This window comes from Prochlorococcus sp. MIT 1327, from assembly GCF_047304785.1.
GTDB lineage: Bacteria > Cyanobacteriota > Cyanobacteriia > PCC-6307 > Cyanobiaceae > Prochlorococcus > Prochlorococcus marinus_D.
The window spans coordinates 372,552-390,182 of the sequence record NZ_CP138972.1; the positions used below are offsets into that span (position 1 = coordinate 372,552).

The 17,631-nt window shown below is 50.7% G+C and carries 11 protein-coding genes; 6 read left to right on the forward strand and 5 right to left on the reverse strand.

Annotation, left to right across the window (positions count from 1 at the left end; genetic code table 11):
* The first annotated feature begins 1,030 nt into the window (after positions 1-1,030).
* Together SIB80_RS01760 and SIB80_RS01765 are read left to right on the forward strand one after the other, a co-directional pair.
* Positions 1,031-2,299 carry a CHAT domain-containing protein gene (locus SIB80_RS01760; protein ID WP_236066178.1) on the forward strand — a complete coding sequence of 423 codons (1,269 nt, stop codon included), beginning with the start codon at positions 1,031-1,033 and terminating at the stop codon, positions 2,297-2,299.
* 188 nt (positions 2,300-2,487) lie between these two features.
* Positions 2,488-3,108, forward strand: coding sequence for a hypothetical protein (locus tag SIB80_RS01765; protein WP_169189859.1), 621 nt, complete (start codon positions 2,488-2,490; stop codon positions 3,106-3,108).
* On the opposite strand, the gene SIB80_RS01770 is transcribed toward SIB80_RS01765, so the two are convergent.
* Both SIB80_RS01770 and SIB80_RS01775 read right to left on the reverse strand, forming a co-directional pair.
* Positions 3,059-5,026, reverse strand: coding sequence for a CHASE2 domain-containing protein (locus SIB80_RS01770; protein WP_236066177.1), 1,968 nt, complete (start codon positions 5,024-5,026; stop codon positions 3,059-3,061). The genes SIB80_RS01765 and SIB80_RS01770 overlap by 50 nt on opposite strands.
* A 490-nt stretch (positions 5,027-5,516) precedes the next feature.
* Positions 5,517-7,004, reverse strand: coding sequence for a mechanosensitive ion channel family protein (locus SIB80_RS01775; RefSeq protein WP_063420675.1), 1,488 nt, complete (start codon positions 7,002-7,004; stop codon positions 5,517-5,519).
* A gap of 143 nt (positions 7,005-7,147) precedes the next feature.
* Here SIB80_RS01775 and SIB80_RS01780 point away from each other — a divergent pair, with 143 nt between their 5' ends.
* The 4 genes from SIB80_RS01780 (at position 7,148) to SIB80_RS01795 (ending at position 11,514) form a co-directional block, all read left to right on the forward strand.
* The gene (locus SIB80_RS01780; protein ID WP_063420674.1) at positions 7,148-7,888 is read left to right on the forward strand and encodes a hypothetical protein; all 741 of its coding nucleotides are present in this window, start codon (positions 7,148-7,150) and stop codon (positions 7,886-7,888) included.
* A 317-nt stretch (positions 7,889-8,205) separates the two neighbouring features.
* Positions 8,206-8,664 carry a nucleoside-diphosphate kinase gene (gene ndk, locus SIB80_RS01785; protein ID WP_063420673.1) on the forward strand — a complete coding sequence of 153 codons (459 nt, stop codon included), beginning with the start codon at positions 8,206-8,208 and terminating at the stop codon, positions 8,662-8,664.
* Positions 8,665-8,727: 63 nt separating this feature from the next.
* Positions 8,728-9,510, forward strand: coding sequence for a FecR domain-containing protein (locus SIB80_RS01790; protein WP_063420863.1), 783 nt, complete (start codon positions 8,728-8,730; stop codon positions 9,508-9,510).
* Positions 9,511-9,585: 75 nt separating this feature from the next.
* Complete coding sequence (locus SIB80_RS01795) at positions 9,586-11,514, forward strand: adenylate/guanylate cyclase domain-containing protein (protein ID WP_063420672.1); 1,929 nt, start codon at positions 9,586-9,588, stop codon at positions 11,512-11,514.
* A 19-nt stretch (positions 11,515-11,533) separates the two neighbouring features.
* Here SIB80_RS01795 and SIB80_RS01800 read toward each other — a convergent pair whose 3' ends face one another.
* The 3 genes from SIB80_RS01800 to SIB80_RS01810 are packed head-to-tail and all read right to left on the reverse strand — an operon-like array spanning position 11,534 to position 17,631.
* A complete protein-coding gene (locus SIB80_RS01800) occupies positions 11,534-13,747 on the reverse strand; it encodes an NHLP family bacteriocin export ABC transporter peptidase/permease/ATPase subunit (protein WP_169189861.1) in 2,214 nt (737 codons plus the stop codon).
* 12 nt (positions 13,748-13,759) lie between these two features.
* Positions 13,760-14,884, reverse strand: a complete 1,125-nt coding sequence (locus SIB80_RS01805) for an NHLP bacteriocin system secretion protein (protein ID WP_063420671.1) — start codon at positions 14,882-14,884, stop codon at positions 13,760-13,762.
* Positions 14,881-17,631 (reverse strand): ATP-binding cassette domain-containing protein, encoded by a 2,751-nt coding sequence (locus SIB80_RS01810; RefSeq protein WP_236066174.1) that lies wholly within the window; start codon positions 17,629-17,631, stop codon positions 14,881-14,883. The genes SIB80_RS01805 and SIB80_RS01810 overlap by 4 nt, the downstream gene beginning before the upstream one ends.

Below are 17,631 nucleotides of genomic sequence, written 5' to 3' on the forward strand. Positions count from 1 at the left end.
TTGTTGAACCTGCTGCAGCGGGTGAGTTAGCAGCAGCAGGCCCTGGTGCATCTAGCCCTGAAATAGCATTTGATGTTGTTGAAACTGTTGCGCTGAGATTGACCCCAGAAGCTTTGGAGGCACCTGGCGTTGCTGTAAATCTGAAGTTTGAGGGAGCCTTTGATGTAGCAGAAGCAAGCAACTTTGCTGTTGAGAATGTTGGCCCTGCTGGCGAGTTTGGCTTTCCAGGAGCTGATGGCGAGTTTGGTGGGCCAGTCCCTGGTAGCGAATTTGCGGCAGGTCCTGATGGCGAGTTTGGCGGGCCAGGCCCTGGCGAATTTGGCGGTGCAGGCCCTGAGGGTGAGTTTGGCGGGGTAGCTCCTGAGGGTGAGTTTGGCGGGCCAGGAGCTGATGGCGAGTTTGGCGGGGTAGCTCCTGAGGGTGAGTTTGCTGGAGGTCCTGATAGCGAGTTTGGCGGGGTAGCTCCTGAGGGTGAGTTTGCTGGAGGTCCTGATAGCGAGTTTGGCGGGCTAGGTCCTGATGGGTCTTCTGTTGAGGGCGGCGGAGCCGAATTGGGAGAAGTGGCAGGTGTTGCTAACGAGGCTGGAGGGGCTGAATCAGGGGAAGCGAGAGTTACTGCTGCCGAGGGTGGAGGAGTTGAATCAGGGGAAGCGAGAGTTACTGCTGCCGAGGGTGGAGGAGTTGAATCAGGGGAAGCGACAGGTACTGCTGCCGAGGGTGGAGGAGCCGAATCAGGGGAAGCAGCAGGTGCTACTGCAGACTCCGGCGCGTCATCGACAGCAGTATCAGGCTCGAATTCTGTAAGCAGAGTGACAACCGTTCAAGCGACAGCCAATGTTTCCACGGCCGATCAGGCGGCCACGAGCGGCTTTGTTAAACAGTTCAATATGCCTGATTTGGCTGACAAACCTACGCCAACGCCGGCTCAACTCCAGGGAAGTATGCAGCAGGCTTTACAACGCTTTGGTGGGCAGCCATGAAACTAGTTAAGGCGAGCACCAATTTTGCCAAGTCCCTATTACTCCTGCTGATGGCCTCAGCAACTACTGCAGGCCAGGGTTTCACTTCGCAAGAGGTTAAGTCCAAATTGATCTATAACGATCCTTGGTTGACCGCTGCTGCTGCAAAAGATTTGTCTTCGGCAAATCCAAATCCATCTCCTGAATTCAACCGGGCGGCCTACAACCCAGCGGTTTTGCATGTGCGCTTTACCCAGGCTGCTGGAAAGACCACTTCCAAAGATACAGATGCTTTTCTTGATTTAACTTTAATTCCATCTAAAGGTGAGGTTCAGGGGCGGCGTGTTGAGATCTCCACCCGTGAGTTCGGCTCCCAACTGAGGCTGCTTTATATGCAGCTCTCTCGGCAAGATTCCTTGGATGAGGCAAATCCAGAATCTCCTACTAGACGATTGCATCAGCTGTTGATTGAAAGTATTACCCCATTACTTGAGAAGCATCGCGTCAGCACATTGCTTATTGCTGCTGATCGAGGTCTACAGGCAGTTCCTTTTGCGGCATTGAGTGATGGTAATCGCTACTTCGGTGATCGCTATGCCTTTGCGATGACACCATCACTTGCACTTACCGATATAAACCTACCTACTCAGAGTGGCTCTTATTTACTAGCCCTTGGTGCTTCTGAGTTTGATGGTTTGGCGGCACTTCCACTAGTGCCGCAGGAGCTCGACAAAATCTCAAGCTCTGATCCCAATCGCAAGGATCTTTTTCTAAATAAGGCTTTCACTCCATCAGCGTTGCTCATTAAGGGTGGCGAATCTCGCTATGATCGAGTGCATGTAGCTACTCATGCTGAGTTTCGGCCAGGTGGGCCATCTGCCTCTCAGCTTCACTCTGGTACTGGTCCCATAGCTATGGATGAGTTGTCGAAATTACGCCAACGTCGCAAAGGTGTGCCTCTAGATTTGGTTGTCTTTAGTGCTTGCCGTACAGCACTTGGTGACGCTGACTCTGAGCTCGGTTTTGCTGGGCTTGCAATCCAGGCTGGTGCCCGTAGTGCTATCGGCACCCTTTGGTATGTAGATGATGTAGTTACGTCTGCTTACTTCGTACAGATGTATCGTTATCTAGATAAAGACATGCCCAAGGCTGAAGCGCTTCAGCTCACTCGTCAGGCATTTATTAGAGGATTAGTTACTCTTGAGGGAGATCAGATTATTGGGGTTGACGGTACACCTCTTTTGATCAATCTAACGCCAACACAGCAACGTCGTGTGGTTCGGGGTATGGAAAATCCTTTCTTTTGGGCTGGGATTGAACTGCTTGGCTCCCCTTGGTGAACAAGTCTTATGGACGCCAAGATAATGGCTGCTTGCTTTATGTATGTTGCTTGTATTTGCTTCTTCTTGAGACGTGTTTTGGCATAAGTGCCGGAAAGGGTTCAGGATGGATGCCACTAGAATTCAATTAGATCGTCATGCCTTTGTTAAGGTCTATTTACGCATTAAAGTTAGTTCGCAGATCTTCATTGTTTTTGTTTCTGGCGGCCTTTGCTTTGGCTCCAGCAGTTGGCTTTGCTCAGTCTGAGCTTCGCAGTACTTTCCCCGGCAGGCGAGTGGGAGGGGGAACTCGAGGTGAATGTAGTGCACGTTTGTTAGCTCACCTGGTAACTGAAAACAGTATTTATGCCCCTGGCAGAACTTTGCAGGTTGGTTTGCTTGAAGGACCGACTGCTAACCCTAAACCGATTCAAATACAGTTTCGTCGATGGAGCGACGCCACTAGTGATCAGATGTCTGGGGAAATGCTCACCACTAGTGAATTGCCGGCTTCCGCAGCAGGGATTACTTTGATCAATCTTGAAGCTCTTAATGCTCCAACTGTTTGGGAGTCTGCTTACCGGTGTGGTGGTGATGAGAGTATGAGCAGTGATCCTCTATCTTTCGTTCAAACCGCATCACCCCCTGCATTGAGCTTACTTGTTAGCGATTCAGAGACCGATGATTTGAGTATTCAGAAAGCTCTCGCAAGCTTACGAAGTCAGTGTGGCAAGAGTGTTTCTACTGAGACTTTCGCTCATATTTTTAGCCTTGGGGATGTTATTGATGCGGATTGGCCCGCTGAACTTCCGGTGCGTTGTCCATCTTGAGTTCGGCAACGAGAAGGGGTTCTTCCCTTCCTTTGACTTGAATCTCTCCCCACTCGTCCCAATGCAGAGAGTTGTTGAACTCGTCTCCGAGTAGTTCTCTGGTGGTTGATGAAACCAACACACGAAGAACTCCTACATGGCGACTTTTTTCGAAACTCTCAAGTCTTGATGCACAGTTTACGGTATCGCCGATGATCGCGTATTCCAGCCGCTCGCTGCTACCCATCGATCCTGCTAGGACGACACCTGAGTGAATGCCAATGCGCATACGGTTGGCTGGTGCACCCTCTTTTGCTAATTGTTCATTGAGTTTTACCAGCCCAGTTTGAATTTCGCTTACCGCTTCAATGGCGGCGCGGGCGTCGGCTTTTGGGTCGTCACTAAGGGGGGCTCCAAAGACTGCCAACATCCCGTCACCGGTAAATTTGTTGATCATTCCTCCTCGAGTTGTAACGGCTGGAACGCAACTAGCCATGCCTCGGTTCAGCCAGTCCATCAGCTCAGCAGGTTGAAAATGCTCGGAAACTGTTGTGAAGTTGGCTGTATCAGTGAATAGCACCGTGACTGGTAGTTGACGACCTTCGAAACGTCCGTCTTTTAGTAGTTGATCGCGCTGTTGCCATAGTTGATCGGCAACGGCAGGAGAGGTGGCTTGGCCGAGCAGCCGTTGAACTTCTTTTTGGTGTTGCTGGCTGGCTGCGCCCCTGCGCAGCCAGGCCGTTCCTGCCATGATTGTTAGGCCAGCAACTGGCATGACGCTACCGATCCAGATGTAATTGATGAGCAAAGCCATCAGCGCAGTGCTCAAAGCAACGACTGAGGTTGCGACAACAATCACGCTGCGGCGCAGTGTAAGGAAGGCTTCGCCAAGCCATAGCCCCATCCCACCCGAGAATAGGACTAGTAAAAGGTTGCCCCAACCGGGCATCAGGAAGCCATGAACGAGGATTCCTTTTTTGCGGTCAAGCAGAGTGGCCACACGAAGTGCATGAACTTCCACTCCAGGCATTTTCATATGTACTTCCCCTTTACTAAAGCGGCTATGGGGAATTTCGAAGAGATCCTTCAGTGAAGGTGCTGTACTGCCAATCAATACCATATGGCTCTGAATGTCTTTCTGGGGGATATCTCCTTTAAGCAGAGCGGAGAGAGAGTAGCTGCGGAAACTACCTGGTTCGCGGAAGAGCAGGAGTCGTTGCATGCCTAGGCCTGCATCTGTTTCGTTGTCATAGCCCCCGGAATTGGCGGTTAGCCAGGCATCATTGATCGACCCAGCCTCTAGTTGCTGGCGTAATTTTTTATCACCTGTACCCACTTCGACGATACGCAAAGGAAAGGCTACGGTGGCTTCATCTTGGCCGGCAACATGAACAAGATCTCGCCTGATGACATTGTCATCATCCACGGAGACGTCGTTGTAACTATGTCGTTCAGGAGGCGTTCCTGGAACAGCTGGAATATTGCTGGCTACGTTGGAAATCGAGATCAGTCGAGGATTATTGCGAAAGCGCTCGCGTAGGCACTCCTGATTCGGACCCACGCCCTGATCGCGATAGATGTCGAAGCCAATGGCAACAGCTCCATTCTCGCTGAGTTGGTCGATGCCTTTGCAGAACAGGCCATCATCGATTGGCCATCCATGCTTGCGAATGTCGTCTTCCCCGATGCCAATGATTGTGATTGGTTGTGTTTTGCCTGAGGCTGCAGGGCGCAACGTGGTGACGAGGTCGTATAGCAGTAGATCAATGCTTTGGGCTACTCCTGAAAGCTTTAAGCCAGTGAGTAAAGCTAAACCTCCCAGGTAGGGGGCTATTCGTTTTACAAGCTTTCCAGGGGCAATCGACCTTCTGCTTGTTGCGTTTGCCGAATCTTGTTGCTTGGGCTTGATTACTTTGTGTTTTGAGGTTACTTCCATCATCAAGGCTTCTTTTGCCCTTAGCCTATTAGCATCTCCCGAGCTGCTTGAATTAAATGCAAGTTTAGTTACTTATAGTTCCGGCTACAGCTCAATGCGACCGTTCCTCTAGATAGGTGGGTTTGAAATGTTATTGCTTGAGTACTTATTTTTGCAAAGAGCAGCGTTTAAAAATATGCATAGATGGCTTTCTCTGGCTTGTGTTATTCGTGAAGAACTAGCTGGTGTCGAGCTGCTTGCAAATGACGCTATCTTTCGATTAATTTGTTTTAACGAGATCAGAAATGTAAGCTGTTCAGATTTGCATTGATCCATAGGTAAATCTTGATTTGATGGGTTGGTATAGTGCAGCCCTTTCTGTTGGCTAAGATTTATATTGTTGGGAATCAGGTGTCTTTGAGCGCTTAGTTGATGTGATTCTTGGATTAGGGCTACTTACTCCCTTGAGGCAGTTGAGGAAGAAAATATGGTTTATTTAAAGCCTATCGCTTGACTAGTTGCCGAGAAACACGTTGTATAACCTTTGCATGGAGCGAATGAGCCGATTGACCGATGATGTATTGGATTCATGTTTCCCCTTGTTTAATTCTCCAAGTTCAATTTGTCTGAGATGTATTAATCGGGCTAACTTTTCCAGTAATGTCTGATCTTGATCAATTAATGGTTGCAAGTCACTGCGTTCTACTTCAAGGAGTACAGACTCTTTTAGTGCACGAACTGTCGCATTGCGTGGTTGATTATTGCATAGAGCCATTTCTCCGAAGATTTCATTAACGCCAAGCTTGGTAATAGTCTGTATCTGACCTTGCTTAGTTGTTTGAGATACCTCGAGCATTCCTGTGATGACTTGATAGAGACAATCACCTGCCTCTCCTTGCTTGACAACTGCCTCACCTTTAGTAAATCGAACGCAACGTATATTTGTTGCTAGGGATTCGAGTTGCTCTTGATTTAGGTCGGTAAACAGTGCATTACTAGCCAACCAGTTAATTTTGTGTTGATTGTCTGCACACATTGGATCGTCTTTGGCTAAAATCTGTTGATTAGGGCTGCCCATGCGTACCAGGAAAGGAATGCTTTGCCCTATTCGCTCTAGGGCATACCAAATCTGCTCAAGCAGCTCTCCACGTATGCGTTTTCGCTCAATATCTCCAAAATCCTTGTGCCATACTTGAATGCCATAGGAGATTCGACTGTCGTCGAAACTTGTTACCCAAGCTTTTGCGGGAGGTTTGGTTAGCACAGATGCATGGCTCTTGACCACCCTTAGAAGGAGGCCTACGGCTTGTGAGGGTGGAAAGCCGTAATCAAGGCCAACTTCAAAATAATTGCCATAGGGATGGCCTGTTTGCATCCGTCTGATTGTCGATTGGGCGACGGTGTCGTTGGGGATGATCAATGTGCAACCATCAACGTTGTTGCGTAGATAGGTGTTCATTAGGCTTAGGCCTATGACTGTTCCACTTTCATCTCCTATCTGAACCCAGTCACCTTCTTTAAAGGCTCGGTCGACTTGGAGGCTCACCCCTCCAAAAATGTCTTTTAGTGGTTCTTGAGCAGCAAAGGCTAAGGCGCCTGTTAGTAAAGCTGATGTTGTAATTAGCCCTACAAGCTTGACTCCAGCTTGCTGAAGAATGACTATCGTTAGGATTGAAGCAAGGATCAGTTGGCCAAGATCACGCACAATTTTTGGTGGCGGATGCCAAATGCCAAGAGTTCCTGGAACTTCAATCAGTAACCAACTCCCCACTCTGAGAGTTGCATAGCTGAGCGCAATATGCCCCACGGTTGACAGCATCATTTGTGATATCAACCATGTATCCCCTATTGGCAGGGCACTTAGCATCCAAACCACGAGTCCACATGCTGGCAGCACTAGTGGTGCTTTTGGCCACTTGGTGCGAATGCGGTTGAGTTGACGTAGAGCCATCAACATCAAGCTGATAAGAATTGTCGCGAGTAAGCGCAGTTCAAACGTCATACGAATCGAGCCTTCTGGTTAGGAGTTTTGACAGTTTTTGATCGCTAGCAATGTCATGAAGTAGACATACTGAAGTATTAGCCATTTCTTTAACTCTGATGGCATGCTCATGCTTGAAGTCATTATCTCATCCGCTGAAGTGTTTGACTGTTGCATTGTTAATGATCTTTGGTTTCAAGTCTTTGCCGACTGCTGCTCAGCAATCCTCTGACGAGGGTTCTTCAATTGCGCCTGAAATGCAAGCACCTGATGATGGTGAGCTTACAAAAAAATTGCTCTATAGCTTGTTTCCTGGCCGGCGTGTTGTTGGTTCAACTAGGGCGGAATGTACCTCGCGCCTGTTAGTGCATTTGGTTTCACCTGAAAGTGTTTACTCTCCTGGGCCTTCAAGGTACCTGGCTTTGCTGAAGGGGCCAACCACTCTTCCAAGACCTGCTGTTGTGAGTTTTCGTACTTATCTGAAGGAGGGTTCGGCCTATAGGGTTGGCCCAGTGATTCAGCAGAAGCAGCTCGACCCTGCTGGACCTGGGATTTATTTGCTTAGATCCCCAGTCTTGAGAGAGCCAATGGTTTGGGAGTCATCCTTCAACTGCCAGGAAGATGCAGATAGTGAGATTGGTCTACTGGGATTTGTTCAGGCTGCTGCTCCTCCTGCAATTACCCTTCTTCTCGATGCGTCAATGCCGGGGGATCAGATTGTGGCTAATAACATCTCTTGGCTGACTGACTCTTGTGATTCCAATGTTGTTGTGCAGGAATTATCTAGTCGTTTTGAGCTAGCTGATCTTATTAATTCAGATTGGCCTACTGAGCTGCCAGTGCTATGTGCTGATGCTGCTTCGCGCACTTCACGGCACAGTTCCAAGATCTCTATAGGCTCTTGAAGCATTTGAATGCAAGGCGCCTCTTCGCTCAGGTGCCATGGAGGTGTTTGGCTCTTGCCCAGAGCTCATGGGTTTTTTGATCGGCTTGCCTGGGCAAATTCTCTTCACAAGTGGTTGGTTCATGACCAATTGGTTTAGTTGACTCCCTGTGAGCACTGTTTATTTGCAGCATTTCCCTGGTCAGAGATGTGGATAAAGAACTGTTTGCCTAAGGCCAGATAGATGTCTTAGTACCAGTGAACAAGCCCTTGTTAAACCATTGGCTTGCCAAGCGGTCACTCCAACACGGACGATGGCCGCAATAACGACTGATGAACATGGCCGTGGAACGCACCTTTGTTGCCATCAAGCCCGATGGCGTCCAGCGTGGTTTGGTGGGAGAAATTCTGGGTCGATTTGAGCGCAAGGGCTTCAAGCTCGTGGGGCTCAAACAGGTCACCCCCAGTAGTGATTTGGCTGGTGAGCATTACGGAGTGCACCGTGAGCGCCCTTTCTTCGCTGGACTTGTTGATTTCATTACCTCCGGGCCGGTGGTTGCAATGGTCTGGGAAGGTGATGGTGTGATTGCGAGTGCCCGCAAGTTGATCGGCGCCACCAAGCCTCTTGAGGCTGAGCCAGGCACCATCCGCGGCGATTTAGCTGTGAACATCGGTCGTAATGTGATCCACGGCTCCGATGGTCCAGACACCGCTCAGTTTGAGATCAACCTCTGGTTCTCTGCTGAAGAGCTCAACGCATGGACTCCTTCAGATCAGAGCTGGCGTATTGAAAGCTGAGGTTGAAAGATTTCGCGTGCCTGATTGGGGCAAAATGATTGTGCTGTTGATCAGGCTTTTGTGATGGTTGGGACTGACATCACAACCCTGAAGCCAGTGGGGCTCTTCACTGGCTTCAGTTTGATGGCCATGATGCTTTCGAGCTCGGTTCAAGCTGCAGAGACCGCAATGGTGCAGGAGATCCTCGATGGCAATCAGTTGTACATCGATTCTCAACAGGCGAAAGTGAATCAAAAGGCTGCTGAGCCACAGCAAGTCAGCACGGGCGATAGTCGTGGCCAGCTTTTGTTCAATTCCGGAGCATCTGGTCGCCTGAATCGGTTTTCCAGAATGCAATTAGGTAGTAGTTGTTATCACCTTACCGAGGGGCAGATTTTGGTCTCCGGGAAGCAAGATGGCTGTACCCGTTCAGCCCGACTGAGTGTTCGAGGCACGAATTACGTTCTGCAGGTTTCGGACGATGGGGCTACTGAGGTGTCTGTATTGGAGGGTGAGGTGGAATATCGTTCTGTAGAGCCTCAAGCTCAAGCTGATCAATCTCCCAGGATGGATCAAGCTCAGGATCAACAACCTTTAAGTGATGAGCCGGTCATCATTAGATCTGGAGAATCGCTTCGGGTGACCTCTGATGGCATGATCTCAGCATTGAGAAAGCTAACGGCTGGCGATTACAGCAGCATCTTTGCAGGCCCTTTGTTTGAGGGCTTCCAGACTGAGATCCCTGCTTTGCCTTCACTCCAATCTTATGTACGATCTCAGTTCCCATCAGTGAGAATTCCTTCAATTCCCACGATCGTGCCTTCCTCTACCCCTCGGATCCCTGGTGGTGGCTTTTTTCGGTTTTGATTCAATGAGCCCTGGAAGATCTGAGTGATCTTCATATGGATTGGGTGAGCAAGATGATTCCCTGGTCAGGCACCGATGCGCATTCCTAGAAATGCTCCAGTGCTTCTTGTGGCTGGTGTCCTGACGCTTGCTGCTGCCCTATTGGCATCTTGTTCGGCATCGTTGTGTCGACCTTGGTGGGCATTGGAACGCAATCTTGAGGGTCAGCTCGTCAGGATTCGTGGGCCTCGCCTGGCCTCGCCAGAGATCGTGCAGGTGGTGATCGACGACGCAACCCTCTCGGAGGGTCTCTGGTTTGAGCAGCAGGAGCAGATACCATCCTGGGCCGCGGGAATGGGAAGCCTGCCCTGGCCACGAGCGCGCTACGGCGATCTTTTGGAGCCTTTGATAGCGGCTGGTGCTGATGTAGTGGTCTTGAATGTGGTCTTTGCTGGAGAGAGTGTCTTCGGGCCAGCAGACGACAAGGCGTTTATCGCAGCCCTCGAGCCCCATCAGCAGCACCTTGTACTGGCGGCAGAAATGGTTGAGGCAGAAGATCAACTCGGCGCCGGTGCAATTTCTCTCTTGCGTCCTGATGCTGTGGACGCCGCTGAACTCGACAAACTCTCGCTGGGCTTGAGCAATCTCTTTCCCCCTGAGCATGGAGCTCGGTTTTTGCAACCAGAGTTTTATGCCACCACGTTGGAACAACCGCTCGGTCATGAGGCGTTGCATTCTTTGCCAGTTGCTGCATTGGAGCAGGCAGGCCGCTCGCTCGAGTTGGACCTTGATGGCCAGACTCTTAACTTCTATGGCCCTGAGCCCGAGCCCATCGGGATGGATGGATCCTGCTCAACCCTTGTTCACGGGTTTTTGCGACTGTCGGCAAAGAATGTGATCAATCCGCGGCAATGGGCGGTGCATCCCTGTCGCGAGCAGGTTGGTGGGGCTGTCGTTTTGGTGGGTGTTGTTGTGTCTGGTGGTGGAAGCGCGTTAAGCGATCTGCCATCACCCTTCGGTGATCTTTCGGGAATGGAGTTGCTTGCCACCTCCACTGCCAATGCTTTGACAGGCGATGGACTGCGGGCCTGGCCCCAGTCACTTCCGCAGAGAGGCGCTTTTGTTGGCCTTGTTGTTCTACTCACACTTTTACTGGCTTTTTATCGCACCGATTTGGGTTGGCGGCTTGGCGTGCTTTTTGCATGCGCAGGTCTGTGGTTTGTCCTTGGCTATGGGCTGATGCAGCATCGTCATGTCTGGATTCCCGTGCTTACACCTCCTGTCGCATTGGTGGTTGGTGCTTTGCTCTATGGAGGTGAGGCTTATCGACGTATGTCGATCAAACGGCGCTTGACGCGTCGCTGGTTGGAACGTTGTGTGGACCCCTCCGTTGTAGGCCCCATGCTCAGCGACCCGAGTGATATGGAGGCTTTGTTTGATGGCCAGCTCAAATCTGTAAGTGTGTTGTTTGCGGATCTTCAAGGGTTCACTGCTCTGACTAGACAGCGCAGTGAGCAGGGTCGAGTTCGTGTTCATCTTGAGCAGCTCAATCATTATCTTGATGAGATGCGTTCGGTGGTATGGGACCACCATGGATTCCTCGACAAGTTTATTGGCGATGCCGTGATGGCCGTGTTTGGTTTGCCCGATGGTCGTGGGGAAGCGACGGAAGCGCAATCCGCTATTTGTTGTGCTATGGCGATGCGTGAGAGGCTTGTTCATATGAATCGTCTCTGGCAGTCGGAGGGAGTGGAGCCTCTGGTTAATGGGATTGGTATCGCTAGCGGCATCGTCTTGGCTGGTGGTATTGGTGGTCGCAAGCTTGGGGGGCTTTCCGTGATCGGAGACACCGTCAACCTTGCTAGCCGCCTAGAGGGATTGACCCGCAGCCTGGATCAATCCATTCTTTTCGATCAGCGCACCTCAGAATTGGCGGGAGAGGGTTTTGCTATCCGATCTTTGGGGATGCAAGAGCTAAAGGGGATTGGGCGCCTTGAGGTTTATAGCCTTTCTAAGAGAGGGTGATGGGTTGTTAAATCATTGATTAGGCCACTTCCGCTAAGAGCTTCTGGTAGGGAGAATTAGTGACGGTAGCCATGTCTTCATGGCGACCTTGTTGGACCACTTGACCATGCTCGAGCACTAGGATTAGGTCAGCATCACGGATGGTACTGAGGCGGTGGGCCACGATGATTTGGGTGCATCCACGACGTCGGAAGGCCTCGTCCACCAAGCGCTCTGTTTCGCTATCGAGTGCTGAGGTGGCTTCATCGAGGATCAGGATGCTGGGATTTTGAACCAGGGCACGAGCAATGTCGAGCCGTTGTCGTTGACCGCCTGAAAGGTTGCGACCTCCTTCGCTAAGTACGGTTTCAAAGCCATCAGGCAGGCCGAGAACGGTGTCGAGTATTTGGGCATCTGCACATGCCTGCCTAAGGTCTTTGTCTGGAAGGCTGTTATTCCAGAGATTGAGGTTCTCACGAACATTGCATCCATAGAGTTGTACATCTTGTTGAACCATCGCAAGTGAGCTGACGCTGATGGCTCGTGGTATTTCGTTCAGCGGAATACCGTCGTAGAGGATTTGTCCTGAGGAAGGTTGATAGAGACCGGCAAGCAGTTTGGCGATTGTGCTTTTACCAGAGCCACTGCCTCCGACAAAAGCAATCCTTTGGCCGTGTTGGATGGATAGACGTAGTCCATTGATGAGAGGGGGGTTAAGTGGCATGTAGCCGAAGTAGAGGTCTTGAATTTCGATGGCGCCTGATAGGCGTTCCCTGTCGCTATTCCAGGCCTGAATTTTTGGTGCGTCGATGAGTAATGGGTCTCTAGGTTGTTCAAGAACATCTTCCAGGCGGAGTACTTCAGCTTCCAAGTCGGGCAGGCTCTGCACGAAGCCAATCACATTTTCGATTTCAGCTTTTAGCTTGCTGGCAATGGTTTGGGCTGCCAGGAGCATTCCTAGAGTGAGCTGGCCTTGAATCACCAGGAAAAATCCAACCAACAAAATTGCCACCTCGTTCAAGGTGGTCATGGCGCTGGGGATCACCCTGATCCGTGCGTTGAGAAGTTGAAGCTTTTGCACAGTGTTGAGGAGTCGACTTTGGTAACCCGCGTAGCGTCTGAAGATGTCGTTTTCTACAGCTGCTGCTTTTACGGTGTCGATATCTTGCAAGGCGCTGACAACGACTGCGCCAGCTTTGGCCCCATCTTTTTGGAGCTGTTGACTAGAGTCTTGTTGTACTCGAAGGTTGATGGCTACCACGAGGGCGTTGACTCCAGTAGTCACGCCTACTAGCAGTCCTAGAATTGGGCTGTAGAGCAAAGTTAAGACCAGATAAAACACCAGTAGAACAATGCCGGTGAGCATGGGGATCAGTTCTCCGCCGATGAATTCGGCAATTCGGGCATTACTGGTAACCCTGCTGGCTATATCTGATGCATAGCGTTGGGCGTAATAACGCTCTGGTAAGGCCAGGACCTGGTGCTCAAATTGTGCAGCAAAGCGTCGGGTTAGTCGCCTCTCCAGGGCTCGTGTTCCGATGAGCTGAAGATGCTGCAGCACCACTTGCAGGCTGATGGTGAGGGCCATGCCCCACAACATTGGCTTTAACCACGTTTGGATTTGATTGCCGATAATCTCATCCATATAGATCTGGGCAAAGATCGGCATCACCAGCTGGGGCAGGATCAGCAGCAGACCAGCTAGCAGAATGAATAGGGCTCCTTTGGGTTCAAGGCTTAAGCGCCGCCAAACCACTGGCCAGACTGATGGTGCCTTTCCGCCTTTTTGAAAGTTTGGACCTGGCTCCAGCGTTAGGACAATGCCGGTGTAACTGGTATCGAATTCTTCGCGACTGACAGTTCGAGGACCGAGAGCTGGATCATTGAGGGCCACCCGATCACCAATAAAACCTTCCAGGATGAGGAAATGGTTGAATTCCCAAAACACGATGACTGGTGGCTGAATTTGTTCCAAAGCCAGCAATCCTTTTTTGAATCCTTTTGCTTTGAGGCCTAGGCTTTGCGCTGCAAGTAATAAATTGGCCGCATCACTGCCGTCACGTGAGACGCCACAAAGTTCGCGTAGTTGGGTCAGCGGTACATAACGGCCGTAGTACTGGAGGATGATGCTCAGGGAGGCTGCCCCGCATTCCGTGTTTTCTAATTGCAGCAATGTTGGGGTACGTACCCACTGCTTGCTGAGACGAGCTTGGATGCGGATCCAGAGTTGACGACAGAAAGCCTGCAGGTTCATGTCTTATCTCCCTCAGTAGATCCCACTGAGATTTCTCAATAGAGGGATCACATAGCTGATTGGCCGCCTTTGCTCTACAAGCACTCGCAGCGTTGTTGGTGTGCCTGCTGTGAGCTTTAGGTCTGGCCCTTTGCTGCCGCCCCAGTCATAACCGCTAGGTGTTGTTGGGTCTTTGGCTAAGGACGTGGTGACTTCGATCAGTGGACCTTCGTCTTCGCTCTTGATGGCCTTGAACAGTGATTCTTTGTTGTAGAGCCGATTGATAACCGCCTCTTTGCTGACTGGCAAACGACGCACTTTGAGGATTTCAGCTTCGATGCCACCATGGCGTTGTGCTTTGGTCGTTGTTGGGGTCACGCGAACTGGCTGACCGATACGAAGGCGTTTACCATCTCTGGCTGGGAAGAAGGCCAGGCTTTCAAGCGTATTGGCGTCTTTGTCTCGCTCAAGTTCAAAGAGTGTGACGCCTGGTTGCACCACTTGTCCTAATTGGACATGGCGGTCGGTGACACAGCCTGCTTGAGGTGCTTTCACGGTTGCTGTTCGTGTAATTTGTTGTTCTAGGGCAACAATTTCGCTTTGTTTCTGATTAATTAATTGTTCACGTTGGTTGTTACTTGTCTCTAGGTTGTATAACAGCTCAGAGAGTCGTTGGACTCTTTGATCCCATTCGACTTGACTCACCGCATTCTTTTGAAATGCCAATTTCCAGCGTGCTGTGCTTTTTCTGAGCTCATCTTCCCGTTGGATAGCAATGAGGTCTAAACTTGCATCATTGGCGATTAGAATCTCAAGTTGGTTGTTTGCTTTTTGTTGTTCCAGCTCTAATTGCACTGGGTCAATGATGGCAAGAGGTGTTGCTTGCTTGATGCAATCTCCCACATTAACTTTGAATTCTTTGATGCGGCCATTGATTTCGCTTTGAATCCACTGTAAGTTTTCTGTTCGAACTAGGACGCCACGTCCTTCGATTCTTACTGGTAAACGGCCAAATATTGACCACAGCAGAATGCTAAGACTGAACCCTAATAGTGAGATCAGTAAAAGCCAGTAACTTGGTCTGAGCAATTCAAGAGGCTGGTCTAGTTGTTCAGGGCTGGATAATGCATCCAGAGCATTTTTTCGAAACAGGCTCATGCAACCTGCCTCTCCATTAAGCGGGCAAATAGCCCAGCTTCATTCATCAGACTTTCGAATGTGCCTTGTTGATGCACTTGACCTTTCTCCAGCACAATGATGCGATCGGCGTGGCGAATTGTGCTCAGTCGATGGGCGATGACCAAACGTGTGATGCTTAGTGTTTCAAGGCTGCGACTCACAATTCCTTGGGTGTGATTGTCCAGGGCGCTTGTGGCTTCATCAAAGATCAGAATTCGCGGTTGCCGCACCAAGGCTCGGGCGATGGCAATTCGTTGGCGTTGGCCACCTGAGAGGGTCCCCCCTCCCTCAGAAACAATGGTTTGTAGTCCCATTGGCATTTCGCGGATGTCGTCTGCCAGGCCTGCCATCTCAGCAGCAGCCCAGGCGTCCTCTTGATTGATCAGGCATCCTCCGGCGATAGCCTCCATCAGGCTGCCGCTGAATAGGGTATTGCTTTGTAGCACTGTGCCAATTTGACGCCGCAAGCTTTCGATGCGTAAGCCATTAAGCGGCTGATCGTCATATCTGATTTCTCCGTTTTCAGGCTTCCCAAATCCCAGCAGCATGCGCACGATTGTTGATTTGCCTGATCCTGAAGGACCCACCAGAGCGATGAATTCACCTGGGTTTGCTTGCAGGCTTACGTTATCTAGAACCAAGGGCAGATCTGGGGCATAGCGATAACTCACGCGGTCGAGTTTGATGGCTCCACGTAGCTCTGCTGGTTCGACGGCTTCATCGAAAACTTCTGGTGTGGCTGTCAGCAAAGGCTTTGCTCGTTCATAGAGGACAGGCATATCGAAGGCTGAAACTGCAAGCCCAGCGAAGCTGGCCATGCCTCCTACAAATGTTCCGAAGGCTGAGAAAAACCCAAGTAACTGGCCGGCGTTGGGTGCATTGAGTGCAGGGGTCATCGCGGCATCAGCGATCAGTTTTGTGATCACGATGTAAAGCAGCAGGTTGCCAAGGTTTGGCATCACACCCTGCAGGAGTGCGGCGGTTGCTTCTTTGATATCCAGAGCATTTTCTAGAACCACGACGCGTTGGAAGTGTTCTCCCCACCAGCGGGCGGCCGCAGCTTCAGCTCCTGCTAGACGCAGTTTCGATACGGAGCTGATGAGCTCAAGATTGCGACTTTGGGCTTGGCCTTCGATCTCCTCCTGTTGGCGTTTTAGAGGGCGAGTTTGCAGACCGATCAATGCTGTCGGCAGAAGCACCATCATGGAGATTACTAGCGCCAGCAATGTCAACTTGACGCTGATCCTCAACATGAACAGCACATAAATACTGGTGAGCACTACCTTGACCAGACCCCCCTCCAAGAGGTTTTGGATTTGACTGCGCAATTGCTCTAGTGCATTAAAGCGGAGTTGAAGGTCGCCGATGTTGTATTGACGGAAGAAATCCGTCCGCAGGCTTAGCAAGTGCTTAATACTGGCCAGCTGGAACTTTGCCCCCCCTTTTTGTTGGGTGATTTGGAAAGACCGGCTTTGGATCCATTCCAATGCCACTCGTGTGATACCAGCAGCGATAAGAATTAGGCCTATTTGCAGCAATAGAAGAAGGTCTCTGTCGGGCAAAGCCGAGTTTGTAATCACGATGTTGAACGTGGGGGTAAGCAAGCTCAGAAGAGTTGCCAAAAACATCACGCCAACTCCGATACGGAAGCCGCCGCTGAGTAGTCCAAGGCATGCCCCAGCTGCCAATCCGGTGACCCCCATCCCGAAGATCCAGCGCGCAGCACCGACCTCTCGGCCAATAGCGAGTAAGAAACCTAATGTGATTCCCAAGAGCACACCACTGATTACAAACCTGGTGAGATTGTTTGGTTGTCCATAGGTAAAACGCAAAAGCCCCAAGGTGGTTAGATCCTTGGTTTGGAATTTGGGGCTGATGGCCATCACCCTTGGGTTCAGTTCTTCAAGTAGTTGGCTTGCTTGGGAGAGTGGTATCGGCTTTGCCATTCGCTCGGGAGCCCAGACGCGATAGCCGTTGGCAGTGGAATGAAGCACAACTGGGCTTGTAGGCGTCTGCTCGAGAAAACCGATGAGGTCCCCGCAATCTTTCTCCAGCAGGTTGTCGTTGAGCAGTACATCCCGTCCGATTAAACCTGCCGATTCCAGAATCAGCAGTAGCCTTGAGCGTGGGTCAGGCGTGTTTCGAATTGGTGCCTTCGCTGATGTTGAGCCTTGTTGGGCCAGGGTCGCGACGCAGGCCAGAAGAGGATCTTGACGAACAGTTTCTTGTAGGGGCTGATGTTGCTGGCTCTGGCTAGCTTGACCAGCTGCCTCAAGACTGCGGAATAGATGTTCTTCGCTTTGTTGGCTCAGTGGCTCATGACTGTGTTGTCTTAAGTGGTGTTGCTCCCAGGCTTGTTGATGGTGGGCTTCCAGAAGGTTTGCGAGAGCAACTTTGCTGGAGTTTGTTGTCTCAGGACGATGGCTAAGTTTCTCCCATAGCAACGCTTGCAGCATTTCCAGTCCTTCTTGTTGTTCTGGATCTGAGCTGTTCAGCGACGTCAACACACTGGTAGTGATTGCTTTGATGCGAAGTTGGCTGGTGCTATTGAGACCATCAATAGGTAAACCAGGCAGGATTGCGCCTTCATTCAGGCTCAGCAGGCCAAGTCTTGAGCGAAGGGATCCTTCCTTAGAGCGTTGCTCAAGGATCAGTCTTATCTCTCCCTCAGTAACCTTCAAAGGGTTAGAGGGCCATGGTTGCTCTTCACCGGGTAGCAGTTTCAA